Below are 15827 nucleotides of genomic sequence, written 5' to 3'. Positions count from 1 at the left end.
CCATGTGTTTAGCTATTCCCGCACGGCTCATCGAATGGTCTGACGCCGAAACGGCCGTCGTCGATCTCGGGGGCGTGCGCAAGACGGTCTCGCTCGCGCTCGTGCCAGACGCGCGCCCGGGCGATTACGTGATCGTGCATGTCGGCTTCGCGCTGGGCGTGATCGACCCGGAAGAGGCCGAGCGCACGCTCGCGCTGTTCGGCGAAGTCGCCCAGTCGCTTGGCGAGGCGCATGACGCGCCCATCGCGCAACCCGGAGCCGCGCAATGAAATACGTCGACGAATTCCGCGACGGCGAACTCGCCGCGCGCATTGCCGGGCGCATCCAGGCGCAGACGCAGATCGAGCGCCGCTACCAGTTCATGGAGTTCTGCGGCGGTCACACGCACGCGATTTCCCGCTACGGCGTGGCCGATCTCCTGCCTCAAAACGTGCGGATGATCCACGGTCCCGGCTGCCCGGTTTGCGTGCTGCCGATCGGGCGCATCGATCTGGCGATTCGCCTCGCGCTCGAACGCGGCGTGATCCTCTGCACCTATGGCGACACGATGCGCGTGCCGGCCTCGGACGGCCTGTCGCTCCAGCGTGCCAAGGCGCGCGGTGCGGACATTCGCATGGTGTATTCGCCGCGCGACGCGCTGCGCATCGCGCGCGAGCATCCCGAGCGTGAGTTGGTCTTTTTCGCAATCGGCTTCGAGACCACCACGCCGCCCACCGCGCTCGTCGTGCGCGAGGCGGCGGCCAGCGGCGCGGAGAACTTCAGCGTGCTGTGCTGCCACGTGCTCACGCCCGCCGCCATCACTCAGCTGCTCGCCGCGCCGTCCGTCGACGCGAACGCGGTGCCGCTCGACGGCTTCGTCGGCCCCGCGCACGTGAGCATCGTGATCGGCTCCGCGCCTTACGAGGCCTTCGCGCAGGGGTATCGCAAGCCGGTCGTGATCGCCGGGTTCGAGCCGCTCGACGTGTTGCAGGCGATCCTCTTGCTCGTGTGCCAGGTCAACGACGGCCGCGCCGAGGTGGAGAACGAATTCGCACGCGCCGTCACGCGCGCGGGCAATGCGGCCGCGCAGGCGCTAATGCAGGACGTGTTCGAAACGCGCGAGTCGTTCGAGTGGCGTGGCCTGGGCGAGGTCCCGGCGAGCGCGCTGCGCATTCGCCCGAAGTACGCGCGCTACGACGCGGAAAGCCGCTACGAACTCGTCTACCGGCCCGTCGCCGATCATCGCAAGTGCGAGTGCGGGGCGATCCTTCGCGGTCTCAAGCACCCGCGCGACTGCACGCTGTTCGGCACGGTCTGCACGCCCGAGAATCCGATCGGCTCGTGCATGGTGTCGAGCGAAGGCGCGTGCGCCGCGCATTACTCTTATGGTCGTTTCAAGGATATTCCGGTTGTCGCAGCATGAGCCCAGCCCACCCATCTTCGGTCAAGCCCGCCTTCGTGCGGCCCCTGAACTTTCGCGACGGCCGCATCGACATGGGCCACGGCGCGGGCGGCCGCGCGTCGGCGCAACTGATCCGCGAGCTGTTCGTCGCGGCCTTCGACAACGAATGGCTGCGCCAGGGCAACGACCAGGCCGCGTTCGCGCCGCTTGCGCAAGGCCCAGGCGAGCGCATGGTGATGGCCACCGACGCGCACGTCGTCTCGCCACTGTTCTTTCCAGGTGGCGACATCGGCAGCCTCGCCGTGCACGGCACCGTCAACGACGTCGCGATGGCGGGCGCGCGGCCTTCGTATCTCAGCGCGAGCTTCATCCTGGAGGAGAGCTTCCCGCTGGCGGATCTTCGCCGCATCGTCGAGTCGATGGCCGCGGCGTCGCACGCGTGCGGCGTGCCGATCGTGACGGGCGACACCAAGGTCGTCGAGCGCGGCAAGGGCGACGGTGTGTTCATCACCACGAACGGCATCGGCGTCGTGCCCGCGGGCATTCATATCGACGGCTCGCAGGCGCGGCCCGGCGATGTCGTGCTGCTCTCGGGCACGATCGGCGAACATGGCGTGGCGATCATGTCGCAGCGCGAGGACCTGGGCTTCGAAACGCAGATCCGCTCGGACAGCGCCGCGCTGCACACGCTCGTGGCGGACATGCTTGCCGTCACGCCTCGCGTGCGCGTGCTGCGCGACCCCACGCGCGGCGGGCTTGCCACGACCCTCAACGAGATCGCCGGCCAGTCGCGCGTCGGGATGCGCATTCAGGAGCGCGCGATTCCCGTGCTGCCGCAAGTCGATGCGGCGTGTGAGCTGCTGGGCCTCGATCCGCTCTATGTCGCCAACGAAGGCAAGTTGGTCGCGATCTGCGCAAGCGGCGACGCGCCGCAACTGCTCGCGGCGATGCGCGCGCATCCGTTGGGCGTGGCGGCGGCGCGCATCGGCGAAGTGGTCGAGGACGCGCATGGCTTCGTTCAGATTGAGACGAAATTCGGTGGCCGGCGCATTGCCGACTGGCTTTCGGGCGAGCAACTGCCGCGGATCTGCTGATCCGGGTTGCGTGCAACATGGCAATGTACCCACTCCATCGGATCGGCCGCGGTGAACGGCAGGGTCCCTGTGAGCATCTGATAGAGCGTGACTCCGAATGCGTAGAGGTCGCTGCGCGAATCGATCGAGCGGTTCATCCGCCCAGTCTGCTCAGGCGCCATATAGGCGAGGGTACCGACGATCGTTTCCGGCGGTTCCGGCGATTGCCGTTCATACGTGCGTCGAGAGGCGCTTCCAAAGCCAGTGAGCCGCACGTGGCCGTCGACGCAGTCCACCAGAATATGCGCAGGTTTGATGTCCTTATGCACGAGGCCGTGCTGATGGACTTTACCCAGCGCCGCTGCAATGCCCACAGCGAGGGACAACACATGTCCCACCTCGCCAGGTCCGCCGATTTGCCGCTCGAGCAGTTCGCCAAGCGGATCCTCGAGCACTAGTACCATCCGTGCGTCATCGCGCACCAGCTTCAAAGGGCGCGCTGCCCACTGACTGTTGAGTACGTCCTTCAGCGCGAACTCGTGAGCGAGGCGTTCGAGAAGGGCGGTTGGGGGATGTTCGTCGGCGGGACGTACCACCAGCACACTGCCGGTGCTGCCGGTGGGCTGGACCCGGTAGAGCGTGAACTCGCCATCCTCGCGCAGTATGCTGGCGCTGCGATTTACGTCGGTACCGTGTAGGGAGTCCATCTGACGTAGTTTATCGTCGCGCTCGTGCCCGTCAATCAAGAGAGGCAACTCATTCGTCTGCTCATACAGCGGCGGACGTGCCCTTCAAGCACACTACACGGCAACATCTGTGGAGTCAGCAACGCGTGTAGAGCCAGGCGTTCTTCTCTAGAACCGCCTCAAATCGGCCGTGCTGGAGCCGAATCAGTACTTTCATTTATTGGCTGGCTAGCCCATGTGGCGCGGCCTTGGTCGACACAGCCGTCCCTTCCAACGGCGGAACCTGAAGGGGCTCGATGAGGGCTATCGACTACGTCGCCGCCGGCCCCGGTATCAAGTCGTTCACGTCTACGGCAATACTTATCATTTCTTTGAGGCTGCATGGTGACCGCAACGATGCAGGAAGCGCCGACTTCGTCCTCCGGGTCTTCGTCGTAGTGGTCCATTTCGGCGCGGACGATATACGTGGTGTTTTTCGGCACCACGAAGGTCTCGATCTCGTCGTAGTCGATCCCAGGCTCCATCACATAGCCGCCTCAGAATCCTGACACGAAGTTTCGCGCGGGATATTGCACGGGTATTTGGAAGGATCTAGTGTTCTGTCCCAGAAATAACTTTACGTAAATTCAGATTGTTCTATGATCGAATCACGGTGAGTTGGGGGCGATCATGGGACGCAAAGGAATCGAGCTTGTCGTGTCGGAGCTGGAGCCGAGAGCAATTGCTCTCAATGAGCCGCTCGCGTTCGCTGCCTCACTCTCTCGTGCGCCGGGCAAAGATTATCTTGATGGCCGCTGACGGTCATACCGGTCAAGAAATTGCGACGCGGTGCGAAGTAACACCGCCTGCAATTACGCACTGGAAGAAGCGCTTTGTTGCCCACGGACTTGCCGGTCTGCATGATGAAGCCCGTCCAGGCCGGCCTCGCACGCATGATGATGAAGCAGTCGCGGAATTGCTTGCGAGGATGCTGCATGAGAAGCCGGATGGGGCAACGCACTGGAGCGTGCGCTCCGCTGCTGCGCAGACAGGGATTTCGAAGAGTTCGGTGGCCCGATATCTGTCGTTGTTCGCCGCGCTCAATACGGCAACGGGTGAAGTTATTGCGCAATGTAAGCCGCGCCACCGACATCAGGAATTCCTGGCGTTTCTCAGGCATGTGGATCAGGCGGTGCCTGCCGATCTCGATGTGCATCTGATCGTCGACAACTATGCGACACACAAGCATCCCAAGGTCAGGGCGTGGCTGGCCAGGCATACGCGCTACTACATACACTTCACGCCGACTTACTCAAGCTGGCTGAATCAGGTTGAACGCTGGTTTGGCCTGATTACACAGCAGGCGATCCGTCGAGGGTCGTTCAAGAACGTGCGGCAACTCATCACCAGCGAGCGATATATCGAGCAGTACAACCAACACGGCCGGCCGTTCGTGTGGACCGAGACCGCCGATTCAATTCCAGAAAGTGGCTCGGCTATGCAAAATTATTTCTGGGACAGAACACTGGATCCCGACATTGATCTGCCGAAAATTTGGGCTGATGAAGCGGCGGAGTTTCGTACGGGAGTGGAAATGAAGTTTCCGAGGTTTAAGGTCAGTACCGATCAGCTGAAATCGGTGCAGGGACGCGGCGACCCAAGTCGCTTGCCATTCGACACCTCTTGCGAGTAATCGATAGGAAGACGAGCTTCTACGAGTCAAATCGCAAGACGGCGCGCTTCGCAGGCATCAAAGGACAGCTCGCAGGTCTCGGTGAAGACGCCCCGTACAGATTCCTCGCCGGCGGCAAGCGTACGGAGGCGACCCTTAATTCCGCAAACGGAGCGCTCAAGGGGGCGGTGTATAGCGATATCTCGATTGCAAAAGTCGTTTGGCAGCGTAGGGCCGCTGACCAGAGTGTGGCTCCCGTTGCAAGCGATGCAGGGGTCGTCTAAGTGGGCGTGTGGGAGCTTTAAACGTGGTCGTATCTCCGTCGGTCAGGGATGAGGGTAAAAGAATTGTGCCCGCAGGACTTGCACTCTGACACGATCTTTGGTGCAATTTTTGGCGCTTGCGTTCCTCAAAGCCCCACGCTACAAGGCTTTGCTGACTAGCCGAAGGAGTGCAAGGTGGTGGTATTTAAGGTTTTTCGATCAGATCGCCAGAAATTGCACCAAAAGTACGAATACCCAGCTTGCGCCGGGGTGAGGCCGTTGTTGAACACGATGCTCGAAAAGCCAGTTCGTGTCATCGGCAGCGGTTGGTCGATTTGGACGTCGGCATCCTTTGTCCCTAACCAGACGCATCATTCCGGAACTGGAATAGTTCGAGCCCGCTGACACGGGCTTTCAGGGATTCACCGAAGATTCGCATGCAACGAGGCGAAGGCGCGTCCGAGGTCAGACCTCGTCCCCAGCAAACACGCTGTGCTCGGCAAGCACGGTGTCCTTGTCGACGCACTGCACATGCCAGTGCCCTGCAACGACCGATCCGCTCTCGCATTCAGTGCAGCACCAGAGTGCCTCGCCTGATTCCCCCTCGAACGGGCCAGTTTGGGCTTCCACGGCGAGACCGTCGAGGATGAACAGGGGGCGCGCATTCTGCTGGTCGCACACCAGCGTGCCGCGAGCATCGACCCGCAGCTTTCCCCAGTCGGGGAATTGGAGACCGGCATGACCTTCGCGCGACCACTTGTGGGTGTCGTTGTCGAGCCAAAGGATCGCATAGGCATTCGGGTCAAGGCGGTCGAAGGTGCTGAGATGGAGCGTGATGCGCATGAATTTCTCCGGTCGTGTTCGTGGCTTCGTGACCCGCCACAGTAATCGACGGACATATCAACTGTAGGTGCAGCGGCAAGCTTGTGCATGCGTCAGGGTGTCGCTTGCTGCCGCTTTATACTTACTTGGGCGCCGGCACGGCGCTTCCGCGTCTACCGATTTAAATTCGGCAGGGCTCACGATTTCGATGTACTCCATGTCAGGCGCGTGTTCGAAACGGACGGCGCCTGATGCACGCAATCACCCGCTTCGACGAGCGTTTCCTTGTCGGTGTACACGAAGCTCGCCCCGACTTAGAGCATGCTGACGATATGAAAATCTGCTTCATGCGGGTGCCAGCCCGCGCCCGACTTTGGCGCAAGATTTGCCCTAATATTGCGCGACCACCTTGTGCCCCTGACGATTTCCAGATCACGATAGACAAAGAAATCGCGCAGCCCACCGCGCGTGAGTGACGTGTCCTGCGGCTTGACGTGAGAAAAACCAGTGGTGAGTCCGGTTTGCATGACAGGTCTCCCGAGTGCGATGGAAGAAGGGGCACTAGGTTTGGGAAGCACGACGTCTTCCAGCATCCAGAATTTGACTTGGCACGCGGTGATGGTTGCCCCTGTTTCCGGATTTGTGACAGACCTGGATCGACGTCACGCTATCCATCGGCCGGCTCGCATCGACGCCAGGCTTCTGGCTGACGTACACCGTTCCTGCGAGAGCCAGCCCTCGTGGCACGTTGACTCTTATGTGATACCTGATAAAAGTGCGCGAGAGTGCCCCGGTCAACGGCGGAGTATGAGCGCAGCGTCCGCCGTCCTTGCTGGTGCAAGCCGCTTCGGGCGGCATGTCGACTGCGCTCATTCAGATGGATTGTGCTGCCGGCTTCGTGGCCACGTCGCACAATGACGAGGGTGCCGCGATCGCCGAGCGCCTCGGCGCCAACCGGATATTCCGCCACGCCGATCAGTTGCCGCGCCGCACTGATGCAGTCGTGACAACATCGGGGCCGTGACCTGGGCGGACAGCCTGAGGGCTGTCAAACGTGGCGGCGTCGTGGTGATCAATGGGGTCACGAGCCGCCCTGCCGCGGAAACCGATCTGCTTCGCATCTTTATCGAGCAGGTCGACATACGTGGCACGCTCGACGTAGGACGCAATAAATTTGACACTACCCGTTCCCTGTAACCAAGAGCCAAAGCGCGCCCCTCGTGACGGTTTTATTTACCTTTGAATCGTAATAAAAGCGTCAATTCGCATAAGTCCGCATTAAATTCGTCACTTCGCCTCCTAAACTTCGAATCCCGACCGTAACACCTGCGCACGCGTCTTCGCGTGCCTGCCGGCGATGCATGACGAGTTCCTGCGCCAGTGCCGCTCGGTGGGCCTGACTGCAGCGGATTATCCGTTCAACATCGCGGGGCATGCGATCCGTTCCCTGTCGTGCCGGCTGAAGGCGGAAATGCTGCGCAGTTTTGGTACAGCCGCGCGCGCCGCCGGTGCATCGCACCTGAAAGGGGGGGCCGCGCTTTGATGACGACGTGAAGGTGCCGGCGACTCGTCCCTGTCAGGTCGTCGAATTCGACGGCCACCGGCTCGATATCTGCCCCAAGTCCGTGGTGCGCGATCCGCTGTGATTTGAACACGAATTCGAAATGGAACGTGTCTGGCTGCTGGTGATCATCGACGTGTACACGCGCGTCGTGCTGGGCTATCACATCGTGCTGGCGAGCGAGTACAGCCGCTACGATGTCATCAAGACCATCGAAAACGCGCTTGAGCCTCGTCGCGTGAAGGACTTCACGATCGCCGGACTCGGCTACGGTGCGCAAGAGGGTTTCGCGTCGCAGCGTATGCCGGAGCTCGCGTATGCCGTGTGGGAACGTATGAAGCTCGACAACGCAAAAGCGAACCTGGCCGACGACACGATCAGGGCACTTTGTGAATTCGTTGGGTGCCTTGTCGATGCGGGGCCGCGCCACAGCCCGGACGAGCGACCCTACATCGAGCGTTTTTTCGGGACCGTCGCAAGCCGCCTGTCGTCGCGCCTGCTAGGCTACACCGGCTCGCATCCGCGCGATCTGCGGCGGGCGCTGGCTGATCCGAAGGGTAGCCTGCGTTTGTATGTTTCCCTCGACGAGCTCGAGGAACTGGTCGAATACGCGATCGCGAGCTACAACGGCACGCCGCACCGTCCGGGCCGCACAACGCCACGCGAAGCGCGCCTGCGGTAGCGCCCCGGGCCCTGGATCCCGGCCACGCGCTTCGCAGTAGCTGGGCCCCGCGCCCCCTGCGCGCGCCGCACGTGCCCAGCCGCCTCCCCGCCCCCTGGCGGGTGCCGCGCCGGCCTAGGCGCCCGTCCTGCAGCAGTTCGAGTTTGCTCGCAGCTATGGCAGTCTTGACGAGTTTCTGGCGCAATCGAGCGCGGAGAAGGGGGGCCAGCGGGGTGGGAAACAACTGCCTGCTGGATACAGTTCTTCAGTTCGTGCGCAACATCAGGCGACAGCCCGGGGTGGAAACGGAGCAGACGAGGGAACTCGAGGCGCAGGCATTGCGAAGTGGGCTGATCGCGGATGGCCTGGCCGATGAGCATGACTTCATCGACATCTACGCGGCCGGGGACAGGCTCGCGCGCAGCCTTGACATACGCATCCAGACCATTGAGGTCGATCAGAGTGGGCGGGTCACAGCTCATCCGGTTCTTGGTCAGCAAGGCCGGCTTGTGCATATCCTCCATACGCCTGCTCACTTTCAGCCATTATGGCCGCGCCCGCCAGGATCATAAAAAATCTTGGACGGCAGTCATATTGCACCTCCTGCCATGGGCCATGAGGGCGTATTCCACGCCAAACCGAACGCTGACTCCACGCCTGCCCGAGCGCGAATTCCACGCGTAACCGAGCAGTAAGCTGGAGGGATGGCGACGCGGGATAACCGTAAGCGCTAAATTCACCACACCCGATGGAGAATCGTTCGCAACCGAGAGGCGAGCGTGGCCGCATCGCGGCGGCCTGGCATGGCCGACGATGTCCACGACTGCACTCGGGTATTGCGCGCCGACTTCATGGGTGGCGCGCAATTGGCCGATCAGTTCGCGCTCGTTTCGGCTTGCCGTTTCGCGTAGTTGAACGGCAGCAAATCGCTAATGTCGGCGTCCGGTGCTCGCTGTCACGGGGCGGCGTAATCGAGCCGGGGATGGGCGGCGTAATGGAGCCAGCGGAAGCGGGGGTAAAGCGCAGATTCGAACGGCTTCAAGAATGCCGTTTTTTGCCCGATTTGGCAACCGCGTTTTCACTGCTCGCCGGCATCGGTTTGGGCTTGCGGAAGCTCTCTCCCTCGATTACGACGCGATAGGCACCGTGTCGTAGCCGGTCCACATCACGGCGCCCAGAATGCGGTTGTCGGGGAACGCGTCGCCCCATTCACTCAGATCTAAATTTGACGTGACGGTCAAAGCCGCTCGCTCGTACCTGGCGGCGATCAGGTCGTGGAAGTCTTCGTCGTGGGGTGGGTGCAGCGGTTTGACTGCGAAGTCGTCGATGATGAGCAGCGGCACACGTACGAACTGCTGGAACTTACGCTCGTCCAGGTCTGTGGCGCGAGCTGCGTGCAGTTTCTTGAGCAGATCAGTCTGTGAGATGAACAACACGTCACGCCCTTGCCGGGCCGCGCAGTGGCCCAATGCCTGCGCCAGGTGTGACTTGCCGACGCCTGTTCCGCCGACCAGCAAGACACAGACCTTCTCGTCGATGGAGCGACCGGTAGCGAGATCGTGGATATAGGCTCGGTTGAGCTTGGGCCCCAGATCGAAGTTGAACGTCTCGAGCCGGCACGGGCAAGCCGCACGCCCAACTTCTTCGTGTCGCGTCGAGCGATCTCGTCATGCAGCAGCATTGCGAGGAACTCGGTGTAGGCAAGCTGCCCGTCAATGGCTTCGCGGTTGCGCTGCTCGAGCGAGTCAAGGATGCCCGAGAGGCGCAGCTGCTTGAGGATGGGGTTCAGTTCGGGACTCGGATTCATGGCTGGCTTAATGGATCAGAAGGGATTGAAGGTCGCGGCCGAATCGGCCACCATTCAGGTTGGTATCGGTGGGCGCCGTTGCGGTAGATGGCGCCGCAGCCTCGCTGTCGAGCCCCTTGTCGAGGATCGTCTTGATGGTGCGATAGTGGGGACCGGAGAACGCGAGCGCGCGCTCGCATGCGGGGTTCAGGCGCTCATCGCCCACCTTCTCGCGTAGGCGCACGATGCCCTTTGCGCCGCGCAGGTTTTCCAGCACCGTGTTGTTGAACATCGCGAGGATGACGGCGTGGCGGGCTGGCCCGATGTCCTTCGCGCGCGCGAGGCACCACTGGGGATCGTGCTTGAGCCAGGCCTGTGCCTCGGGCGGCTGGTGGTCGCGCACGGTGTGGCGGTCCCCCGGTTTGCGTAGCCGTGGATGGGTTGCGACGAGCTCGTGCCGGTGGAACGCCTGCACGACCGTGTCGGTGGCCTTGAGCCATAGCTGCTTGCCGACCAGCGTGAAGGGCACTGAGTACAGCGCCTTCTTGTAGACAACGTGGCCGTCCGTATACACCTTGACCTCGGACCACACGGCCAGTACTGGCGGCACATCGGGCAGGCGCGTGGGCAGCGGCCGCTCGATCGCAAAGCGCGTGAGCGGCCGCTCGTGCGTGGTGCCGTGATCGCGCACGCCGGCCTGCTGCAGGATCCGCTCGCGCAACTGACGGTTCGCGTCGGCCAGATCGCGGAACTCGCGTAGTGGTACGAAGGACTTCTTGGCGTACTTGACTCCGGATTCAACGATTCCCTTCTTGGCTGGGTCGTGCGGCGGACATGGTTCGATGCGGAAACCATACGTTTCGGCGACCCCCGCGTAGGAACGCTGGACTTCGGGGCTATGCATGCAGTGCCGGATGATCGCGCACTTGGCGTTGTCGATCGTCACCCGGGAAGGACAACCCCTGAACCATTCGAAGGCGCGGCGATGACAGGCCAGCCACGTCTCGACGGTCTGGTCAAGCACAACCTCGGCATACTGATACCGGGACCAGCACAGGGTCATGACGAAGATCCACGTCTTGAGCGGGATGCCGGACTCGTGCGTGAGCACGGGGCCGGCGCCGAAATCAACCTGGGTGGCTTCGGCGGGCGCGAATTCGAGGGTCGTCGTTGCCTTGACGACGCGTTCTGCCGCAAGCCGGCGCAGCATGCGCTTCACGGCGTCGTAACTGCCGGTATACCAACAGTGCCCCTTTCTCCCTTTCCCCGCCGCTCCAGATAGATTTTCCAACGTAGTTCCATGACCGTCTCCCCAGCGCCGCTCAACGGTCCAGTGTAGTCGTTGCCGTCGACTCCCGCCGGCCTCGTCCGCTCCCCCTAATTCAGCTAGCGCGATCAAGAGCGCGGGCGAGGGGGCACCATGGCGTCCTCTGACGAGATAGACAGCCGTGCCGCGAAGGTGGCGGCGGTGTTAGGTGTTGCGACCGCTCGGAGGGGGCCGCTGACTCGAGTTCAGTCTAAGCGCGCTGGACAGTTGCTTGACGTCCGGACAACTGCCTATCGGCTGCGGCAGCGATTTTTGGCGAACCCTGTGACGAGTGCTCTCGATCCGCAGCACCGTGGTCCGACGCCGGGCGGTCGCCGATTAAAGCTGCGTGTCGCGCGGCTCGATCGCGGACGCCTGAGGCGCGTTGGCCTTACACTCCGGCTTTGGTGCAATTTTAATAGCAGTGAGAAGCAGCGTGTTTGCGGCGACCTCATTGAGCAGAAAGAACTGCCTTCCAAATAGCGGGCGCATTTGTATCTTCGAGGCGCAGGTTCGTAAGGTCAAATTGCGCCTTCCGAATGCGATGCATCAACTCGATGCCCGAGATCGTGACGGTCGCGTTTCTGAAGCATTTGAAGCCGAGCATCGCGTTGACCCTGGACTTGATGTTGCGCTGATCTTGCTCGATCAGATCATTCAAGTATCTCAAGGACCGCAACGTCGCGTCTTTAGGCAAGGTCCCATCGGCATTCATTTCGCACACCGCGCGGTGAGGCGCGTAACCGTCCAGCGTGATCGTAGCCCGAGGGCGCCCCTGACTTCTGATCGTCTTCGCAAAGAACGCCTGGGCCGCAGCCACATTTCGCTTGGCGGGAGTCAAAGTCGATCGTTTTCCCGCCCGGTCAAGCCGCGGTAAAGATAGACACATTTGGCAGGGATCTTCACATAGGTCTCGTCGATTGACTGACCGGCTTTCAAGGCCAGCCGATTCCAGCGTTTGACGAATTCCGGCGTGAAGCGCTGGGCCCAGCGCATGATCGTCGTGTGCGACATCGACAGACACGCTTGGCAATCATTTCAGCGAGGTGAAGTCTGAGATTGTAACGCAGGTACCAGCGCACACAGAGGACAATAACTTCGCGAGCGAAGTGGCGCCCGTTGAGCAATCCGTCAATGTCTTTTAGCTTACGCATTGGCTCGTGCTCGTCAAAATCCCGAGCGTAACAGACCAGCGCACCCAAATTGCACCCTACCGTCGCGGAGAAGCGATCGCCGTGATAAAAGCAGTTCGGTATTTTGCATTGCAAGTTGTCACCCGACGCCGCTGTCAGCAACGTGACATTGCTGAAGCTACCGGCTGAAAGCTGATTTGGCGAAGCCATCAGCGCGCATATTTCTCGCACGCATGCATTCGTTACGTGGATCTGTGTTATCCAAACAATCGATTTTTAGTCGACATGGAAATGCCGCATAGTGCGTTCGGCGATGTACTGGGCGTCACGAATGCAAATTTTCATTACCTGCCTGAACGCAATTGGCGTTGTCGACGCGAATATGGTTGTGTCGCGTTAGTGCCGGAACGCTAGAATGCGCGTCTGACGAACTGGTACTGACCCGATGAATAAGAAGGCACTGACGCCACGAACGGCCCTTGCCCCAGAAGTTGCGAAGGTTCTGAAGCGACTGCACCATCCGCTCGATGTCATGCTGCTGATGTGCGTGCCCTCGTATGTGGACTATGGACTGAGCCTGCGAAATCTGGAAAAGATGATGGCTGAGTGCGGCACCGATGTCGATCATTCAACCGTGCACCGGTGGGCGGTCAAGTTGCTGCCCGTTCGGGAAAAGCCATTTGGCGTCGCAAGCGCGAAGTCGTCAGGAGTTGGCGCGTGGATGAGACTGATATCAAGGTCAAAGGACAGTGGAAGTACTTGTACCGGGCCGTGGACAAAGCGGGAGACGCGATCGATTTCTGACAAGGCTGCCGCGAAGCGCCACTTTGAAAAATCGATCGAGCGCAACGGCGCACCCGAGGCGGAGACCGAACGACAAGAGTGGGGCAAATCTCGCTGCGTTTGAGTCTATCAACGCCGGGCGGGAGACGCCGATCAGTATCCGTCAGTCGAAGTATCTGAATAACATCGTCGAGCAGGACCACCGCGCGATCAAGCGCGGGACCCGCCCGATGCTCGGGTTTAAGAATCTCGTTGCGTCCGCATTCTCCTGGGTGGCATCGAAGTCATACACATGATCGTCAAGGGAAATTGAACGATGGCGGCGTTGGTGCAAACTCCCGCACAGCAGTTATGTTCGCTGGTTGGATAAGGAAATCCATACCATACCGGTCTTGGACGGCCTCTCGGTCTTACTGCGACAGAACCCGCCCGACCCCGGCATTGAATCAGCAAAGGGCGGAACGCGTGGCGGCGTCCCGATACAGCCTAACGACTTCGGACTGGAAGAGGTTATGAACCGGATGTCACGAGCGGCTAAGCGATCCAGTTCGCGTGCCGGTGAGCCGCTAACCGCGATCCCGCAAGACGGCCAATCTGGCCTGCGCGACTGGTCAGAGCTGGCGGCCGGGATCGAGCGGGGCCGCTACGACGGTATCGCACGATTTTTCCATTGGACATTTGCTGTCTGGATTATTTACGCCAGTGTAGCGGGTTACTCGCTCACCCGGGTCGCCAATGGACCTGTGCATGATTTCCTGTCGCGACTGAACATGTCGATAGCAACGGTTCTGATTGTGCTTTTTCCGCTGAGGGTGGGTTGGAAGCTGGTCAGAATCGCGCCACCTGCGCTGCCCGATGTGTCCGTCGAACAGCAACTACTGGCACGCGTAGTACATCTCTTGATTTACGTCATGATCTTTGCAGTGCTGGCGAGTGGCTTCCTGATGGTGCCGAATGGCTATCCGTTTTTCGGACTGGTTGAAATCCATACTCCGTTCCAGAAAGGCCCGCTAACCGACGAATTGTTCGCGGTGCATCGCGCAAGTTGCGCACTGCTGGTTGGACTGGTCATGTTGCACGTGGTAGCGGTAATCAAGCACCAACTGATCTCGCGTAACGACGTGCTGCGAAGGATGCTTTAAATACGGTTTGTCTTTCATGGTCGCTGCATTTTTCATTGATGCCTGTATCTGGGAAAAGACCCGCCGGTCAAGGTGGCCAAAAACATCGACCTCATGGAGGTTAGCACATCTTAAATTTTCCGCACGGCGTTGCCGCGCAGCATGGCATGGATTCGCGAAACGCGGCGCCATCAATGCGTATTTCACGGCACCCGAGCCTGGAATTAAGCCGCCATCGACAGGCACGCCCGAAAGACCCTTTTGAACCGGCCGAGTGCCGCCAGCGCATGCTCAGCGCCCTACGGCTGCTCAATCTCGCGCTGCTGGACCGGCTGGGCACCCGTCGCGAGCAGTTCGTTTCCAAGGCGTGCGCCTATTTGTTCAATTCTTCACACTCCAGCTCGAAGCCCTCAACGTCCCGCGACAGGTGTACTGGATTCCTTGCGTTAGAGAGCATCAACCAGCACGGCCGGTCAGCGACAACTATTTTGGCCGGTCAACGGGGTAGTTGTCGTTCGATATCAGCTCATATTTGACGTTTCTCCTTCGTAGTTGTCGTTGCGTGATCGTGTAGTTGACACACATCGTTACTGCGACAACGTTGTCGTGGTCAGGCAACTGGGCGCTGAACGGATTGGCAGGGTTGTCGTCGTGCAATTGACGCCGCAGTGCATTTTGTTTGTCGCCGGCCTTGCGGCGGCGGTAGCTTTCGACGTTGAGTTCGAAGGTCGTCGAGTGATGCACAAGCCGGTCGATGGCGGCGATGTCATGCCGGGGTCGGGGAGCACGTCATTCCAGTCCGAGAATGTTTCGTTTGCAGTTATCGGAAGACTTTTTCGCTCATACCTCTCTGCAATCCGCTCGAACAGAACGCTGGCCTCGGCCTGATCCTTGCGAGCATACGACAGGTCGTCCAGTAACGTTTTGCATAACGTTACTCGATCTATGTGTAGTGCACCGTTATGTGGAGTCCGGTGGGTCAAGGCATAGTGATAGTCGGCAGCCGTGATTCGAACTCCACATAAGTATCAGAGCCGCTTCAACCAGTCGATAATCGGCAAGCGTCCGAATGTTCCTCGGTCGGCCGATACCTTCGTCAATATGTCTGGAAACACTTGAGGGAGTGCCTGGCGCTTCATGTCGATGTCTGATTGCGCATAGCGCATCGTTGTATCGAGACTCGCGTGACCAAGCCATTGGCTAATCGCTGGGAAGTCTACACCTGACTTTAACAAGGAGAGCGCTGTCGTATGCCTCAGAGAATGAGGGTGGATGCGTTTCTCCCGGAGGGTAGGTACGGTCGCTCCGGCGGCGACCAGATGCTTGCGAAGCAGGTAGTACACCCCGAAGCGGGTGTGCTTGTCGCCGCGATTATTGACAACAGTGCTGTGGTTGCATTAAGCGGATACGGGCGTTCTTCGACGAGTCGCTGCAACAACTTGGCAGTCTGCGGCCAGATCGGACAGACGCGGAGAACCTGTCCGCATTTTTGTGGGCGAGGCGGTTAAAAAAAACGCTACCCGCGCGCCCGCGTAAACCGCTCGCCAAACAGGATGGCAAACTGGTTCATCGCAGATTTCCAGTCATAGGCATGGCGCAC

11 protein-coding genes and 8 pseudogenes are annotated in these 15827 nt (G+C 60.5%); 10 read left to right on the top strand and 9 right to left on the bottom strand.

Annotated elements, in window-relative coordinates; all coding sequences use genetic code 11:
* The first annotated feature begins 2 nt into the window (after positions 1–2).
* Genes AB3X99_RS29620 through hypE form a run of 3 tightly spaced genes read left to right on the top strand, consistent with a single transcriptional unit; the run spans position 3 to position 2475 of the window.
* Entirely contained in the window at positions 3–269 is a 267-nt protein-coding gene (locus AB3X99_RS29620) for a HypC/HybG/HupF family hydrogenase formation chaperone (RefSeq protein WP_069269199.1), read from the top strand.
* The gene (gene hypD / locus AB3X99_RS29615; protein WP_069269198.1) at positions 266–1402 is read left to right on the top strand and encodes a hydrogenase formation protein HypD; all 1137 of its coding nucleotides are present in this window, start codon (positions 266–268) and stop codon (positions 1400–1402) included. Before AB3X99_RS29620 ends, hypD begins: the two co-directional genes overlap by 4 nt.
* Positions 1399–2475 carry a hydrogenase expression/formation protein HypE gene (gene hypE, locus AB3X99_RS29610; protein ID WP_368618929.1) on the top strand — a complete coding sequence of 359 codons (1077 nt, stop codon included), beginning with the start codon at positions 1399–1401 and terminating at the stop codon, positions 2473–2475. The genes hypD and hypE overlap by 4 nt, the downstream gene beginning before the upstream one ends.
* An 8-nt stretch (positions 2476–2483) precedes the next feature.
* On the opposite strand, the pseudogene AB3X99_RS29605 reads toward hypE, so the two are convergent.
* A pseudogene (locus tag AB3X99_RS29605) lies at positions 2484–3161 on the bottom strand (serine/threonine protein kinase); the annotation flags it as partial.
* 275 nt (positions 3162–3436) lie between these two features.
* On the opposite strand from AB3X99_RS29605, the gene AB3X99_RS29600 reads away from it, so the two are divergent.
* Together AB3X99_RS29600 and AB3X99_RS29595 are read left to right on the top strand one after the other, a co-directional pair.
* Positions 3437–3688 carry a hypothetical protein gene (locus AB3X99_RS29600; RefSeq protein WP_368618928.1) on the top strand — a complete coding sequence of 84 codons (252 nt, stop codon included), beginning with the start codon at positions 3437–3439 and terminating at the stop codon, positions 3686–3688.
* A 121-nt stretch (positions 3689–3809) separates the two neighbouring features.
* Positions 3810–4599 (top strand): annotated as a pseudogene (locus AB3X99_RS29595) (IS630 family transposase); the annotation flags it as partial.
* 920 nt (positions 4600–5519) lie between these two features.
* Here the strand turns inward: AB3X99_RS29595 and AB3X99_RS29590 are convergent.
* Complete coding sequence (locus tag AB3X99_RS29590; RefSeq protein WP_342922276.1) at positions 5520–5897, bottom strand: DUF3564 family protein; 378 nt, start codon at positions 5895–5897, stop codon at positions 5520–5522.
* Positions 5898–5954: 57 nt separating this feature from the next.
* Positions 5955–6403 (bottom strand): annotated as a pseudogene (locus AB3X99_RS29585) (cupin).
* Positions 6404–6732: 329 nt separating this feature from the next.
* On the opposite strand from AB3X99_RS29585, the gene AB3X99_RS29580 reads away from it, so the two are divergent.
* From AB3X99_RS29580 to AB3X99_RS29570, 3 genes and pseudogenes are all read left to right on the top strand, one after another.
* Positions 6733–6900, top strand: coding sequence for a hypothetical protein (locus AB3X99_RS29580; protein ID WP_218108692.1), 168 nt, complete (start codon positions 6733–6735; stop codon positions 6898–6900).
* A 302-nt stretch (positions 6901–7202) separates the two neighbouring features.
* Positions 7203–8077, top strand: a pseudogene (locus tag AB3X99_RS29575) (integrase); the annotation flags it as partial.
* A 254-nt stretch (positions 8078–8331) separates the two neighbouring features.
* Positions 8332–8670 carry a hypothetical protein gene (locus tag AB3X99_RS29570; RefSeq protein WP_069269191.1) on the top strand — a complete coding sequence of 113 codons (339 nt, stop codon included), beginning with the start codon at positions 8332–8334 and terminating at the stop codon, positions 8668–8670.
* 466 nt (positions 8671–9136) lie between these two features.
* Here the strand turns inward: AB3X99_RS29570 and istB are convergent.
* From istB to AB3X99_RS29550, 4 genes and pseudogenes are all read right to left on the bottom strand, one after another.
* Positions 9137–9905, bottom strand: a pseudogene (gene istB / locus AB3X99_RS29565) (IS21-like element helper ATPase IstB).
* 7 nt (positions 9906–9912) lie between these two features.
* Positions 9913–11124 (bottom strand): annotated as a pseudogene (gene istA / locus AB3X99_RS29560) (IS21 family transposase); the annotation flags it as partial.
* 517 nt (positions 11125–11641) lie between these two features.
* Complete coding sequence (locus AB3X99_RS29555) at positions 11642–12031, bottom strand: DDE-type integrase/transposase/recombinase (protein WP_368618927.1); 390 nt, start codon at positions 12029–12031, stop codon at positions 11642–11644.
* The gene (locus AB3X99_RS29550) at positions 12028–12204 is read right to left on the bottom strand and encodes a hypothetical protein (protein ID WP_342922278.1); all 177 of its coding nucleotides are present in this window, start codon (positions 12202–12204) and stop codon (positions 12028–12030) included. The genes AB3X99_RS29555 and AB3X99_RS29550 overlap by 4 nt, the downstream gene beginning before the upstream one ends.
* Before the next feature lie 725 nt (positions 12205–12929).
* Between AB3X99_RS29550 and AB3X99_RS29545 the strand changes: the two are divergent.
* A pseudogene (locus tag AB3X99_RS29545) lies at positions 12930–13402 on the top strand (DDE-type integrase/transposase/recombinase).
* Between the two features lie 66 nt (positions 13403–13468).
* The gene (locus AB3X99_RS29540) at positions 13469–14248 is read left to right on the top strand and encodes a cytochrome b (protein WP_368618926.1); all 780 of its coding nucleotides are present in this window, start codon (positions 13469–13471) and stop codon (positions 14246–14248) included.
* 648 nt (positions 14249–14896) lie between these two features.
* Here AB3X99_RS29540 and AB3X99_RS29535 read toward each other — a convergent pair.
* Positions 14897–15147, bottom strand: a pseudogene (locus AB3X99_RS29535) (ATP-binding protein); the annotation flags it as partial.
* A gap of 108 nt (positions 15148–15255) precedes the next feature.
* Positions 15256–15570, bottom strand: coding sequence for a tyrosine-type recombinase/integrase (locus AB3X99_RS29530; protein ID WP_368618925.1), 315 nt, complete (start codon positions 15568–15570; stop codon positions 15256–15258).
* Positions 15571–15827 lie beyond the last annotated feature (257 nt).

It is taken from the genome of Paraburkholderia sp. BR10882 (assembly GCF_040948855.1).
GTDB classification, from domain to species: domain Bacteria; phylum Pseudomonadota; class Gammaproteobacteria; order Burkholderiales; family Burkholderiaceae; genus Paraburkholderia; species Paraburkholderia nodosa_A.
This window is presented reverse-complemented; position numbering and strand designations above follow the sequence as displayed.

Bases quoted from the DNA above. Each gene is read 5' to 3' on its own strand.
- AB3X99_RS29620 (WP_069269199.1), top strand. From the start codon at position 3: ATGTGTTTAGCTATTCCCGCACGGCTCATCGAATGGTCTGACGCCGAA.
- hypD (WP_069269198.1), top strand. From the start codon at position 266: ATGAAATACGTCGACGAATTCCGCGACGGCGAACTCGCCGCGCGCATT.
- hypE (WP_368618929.1), top strand. From the start codon at position 1,399: ATGAGCCCAGCCCACCCATCTTCGGTCAAGCCCGCCTTCGTGCGGCCC.
- AB3X99_RS29600 (WP_368618928.1), top strand. From the start codon at position 3,437: ATGAGGGCTATCGACTACGTCGCCGCCGGCCCCGGTATCAAGTCGTTC.
- AB3X99_RS29590 (WP_342922276.1), bottom strand. From the start codon at position 5,897: ATGCGCATCACGCTCCATCTCAGCACCTTCGACCGCCTTGACCCGAAT.
- AB3X99_RS29580 (WP_218108692.1), top strand. From the start codon at position 6,733: ATGTCGACTGCGCTCATTCAGATGGATTGTGCTGCCGGCTTCGTGGCC.
- AB3X99_RS29550 (WP_342922278.1), bottom strand. From the start codon at position 12,204: ATGTCGCACACGACGATCATGCGCTGGGCCCAGCGCTTCACGCCGGAA.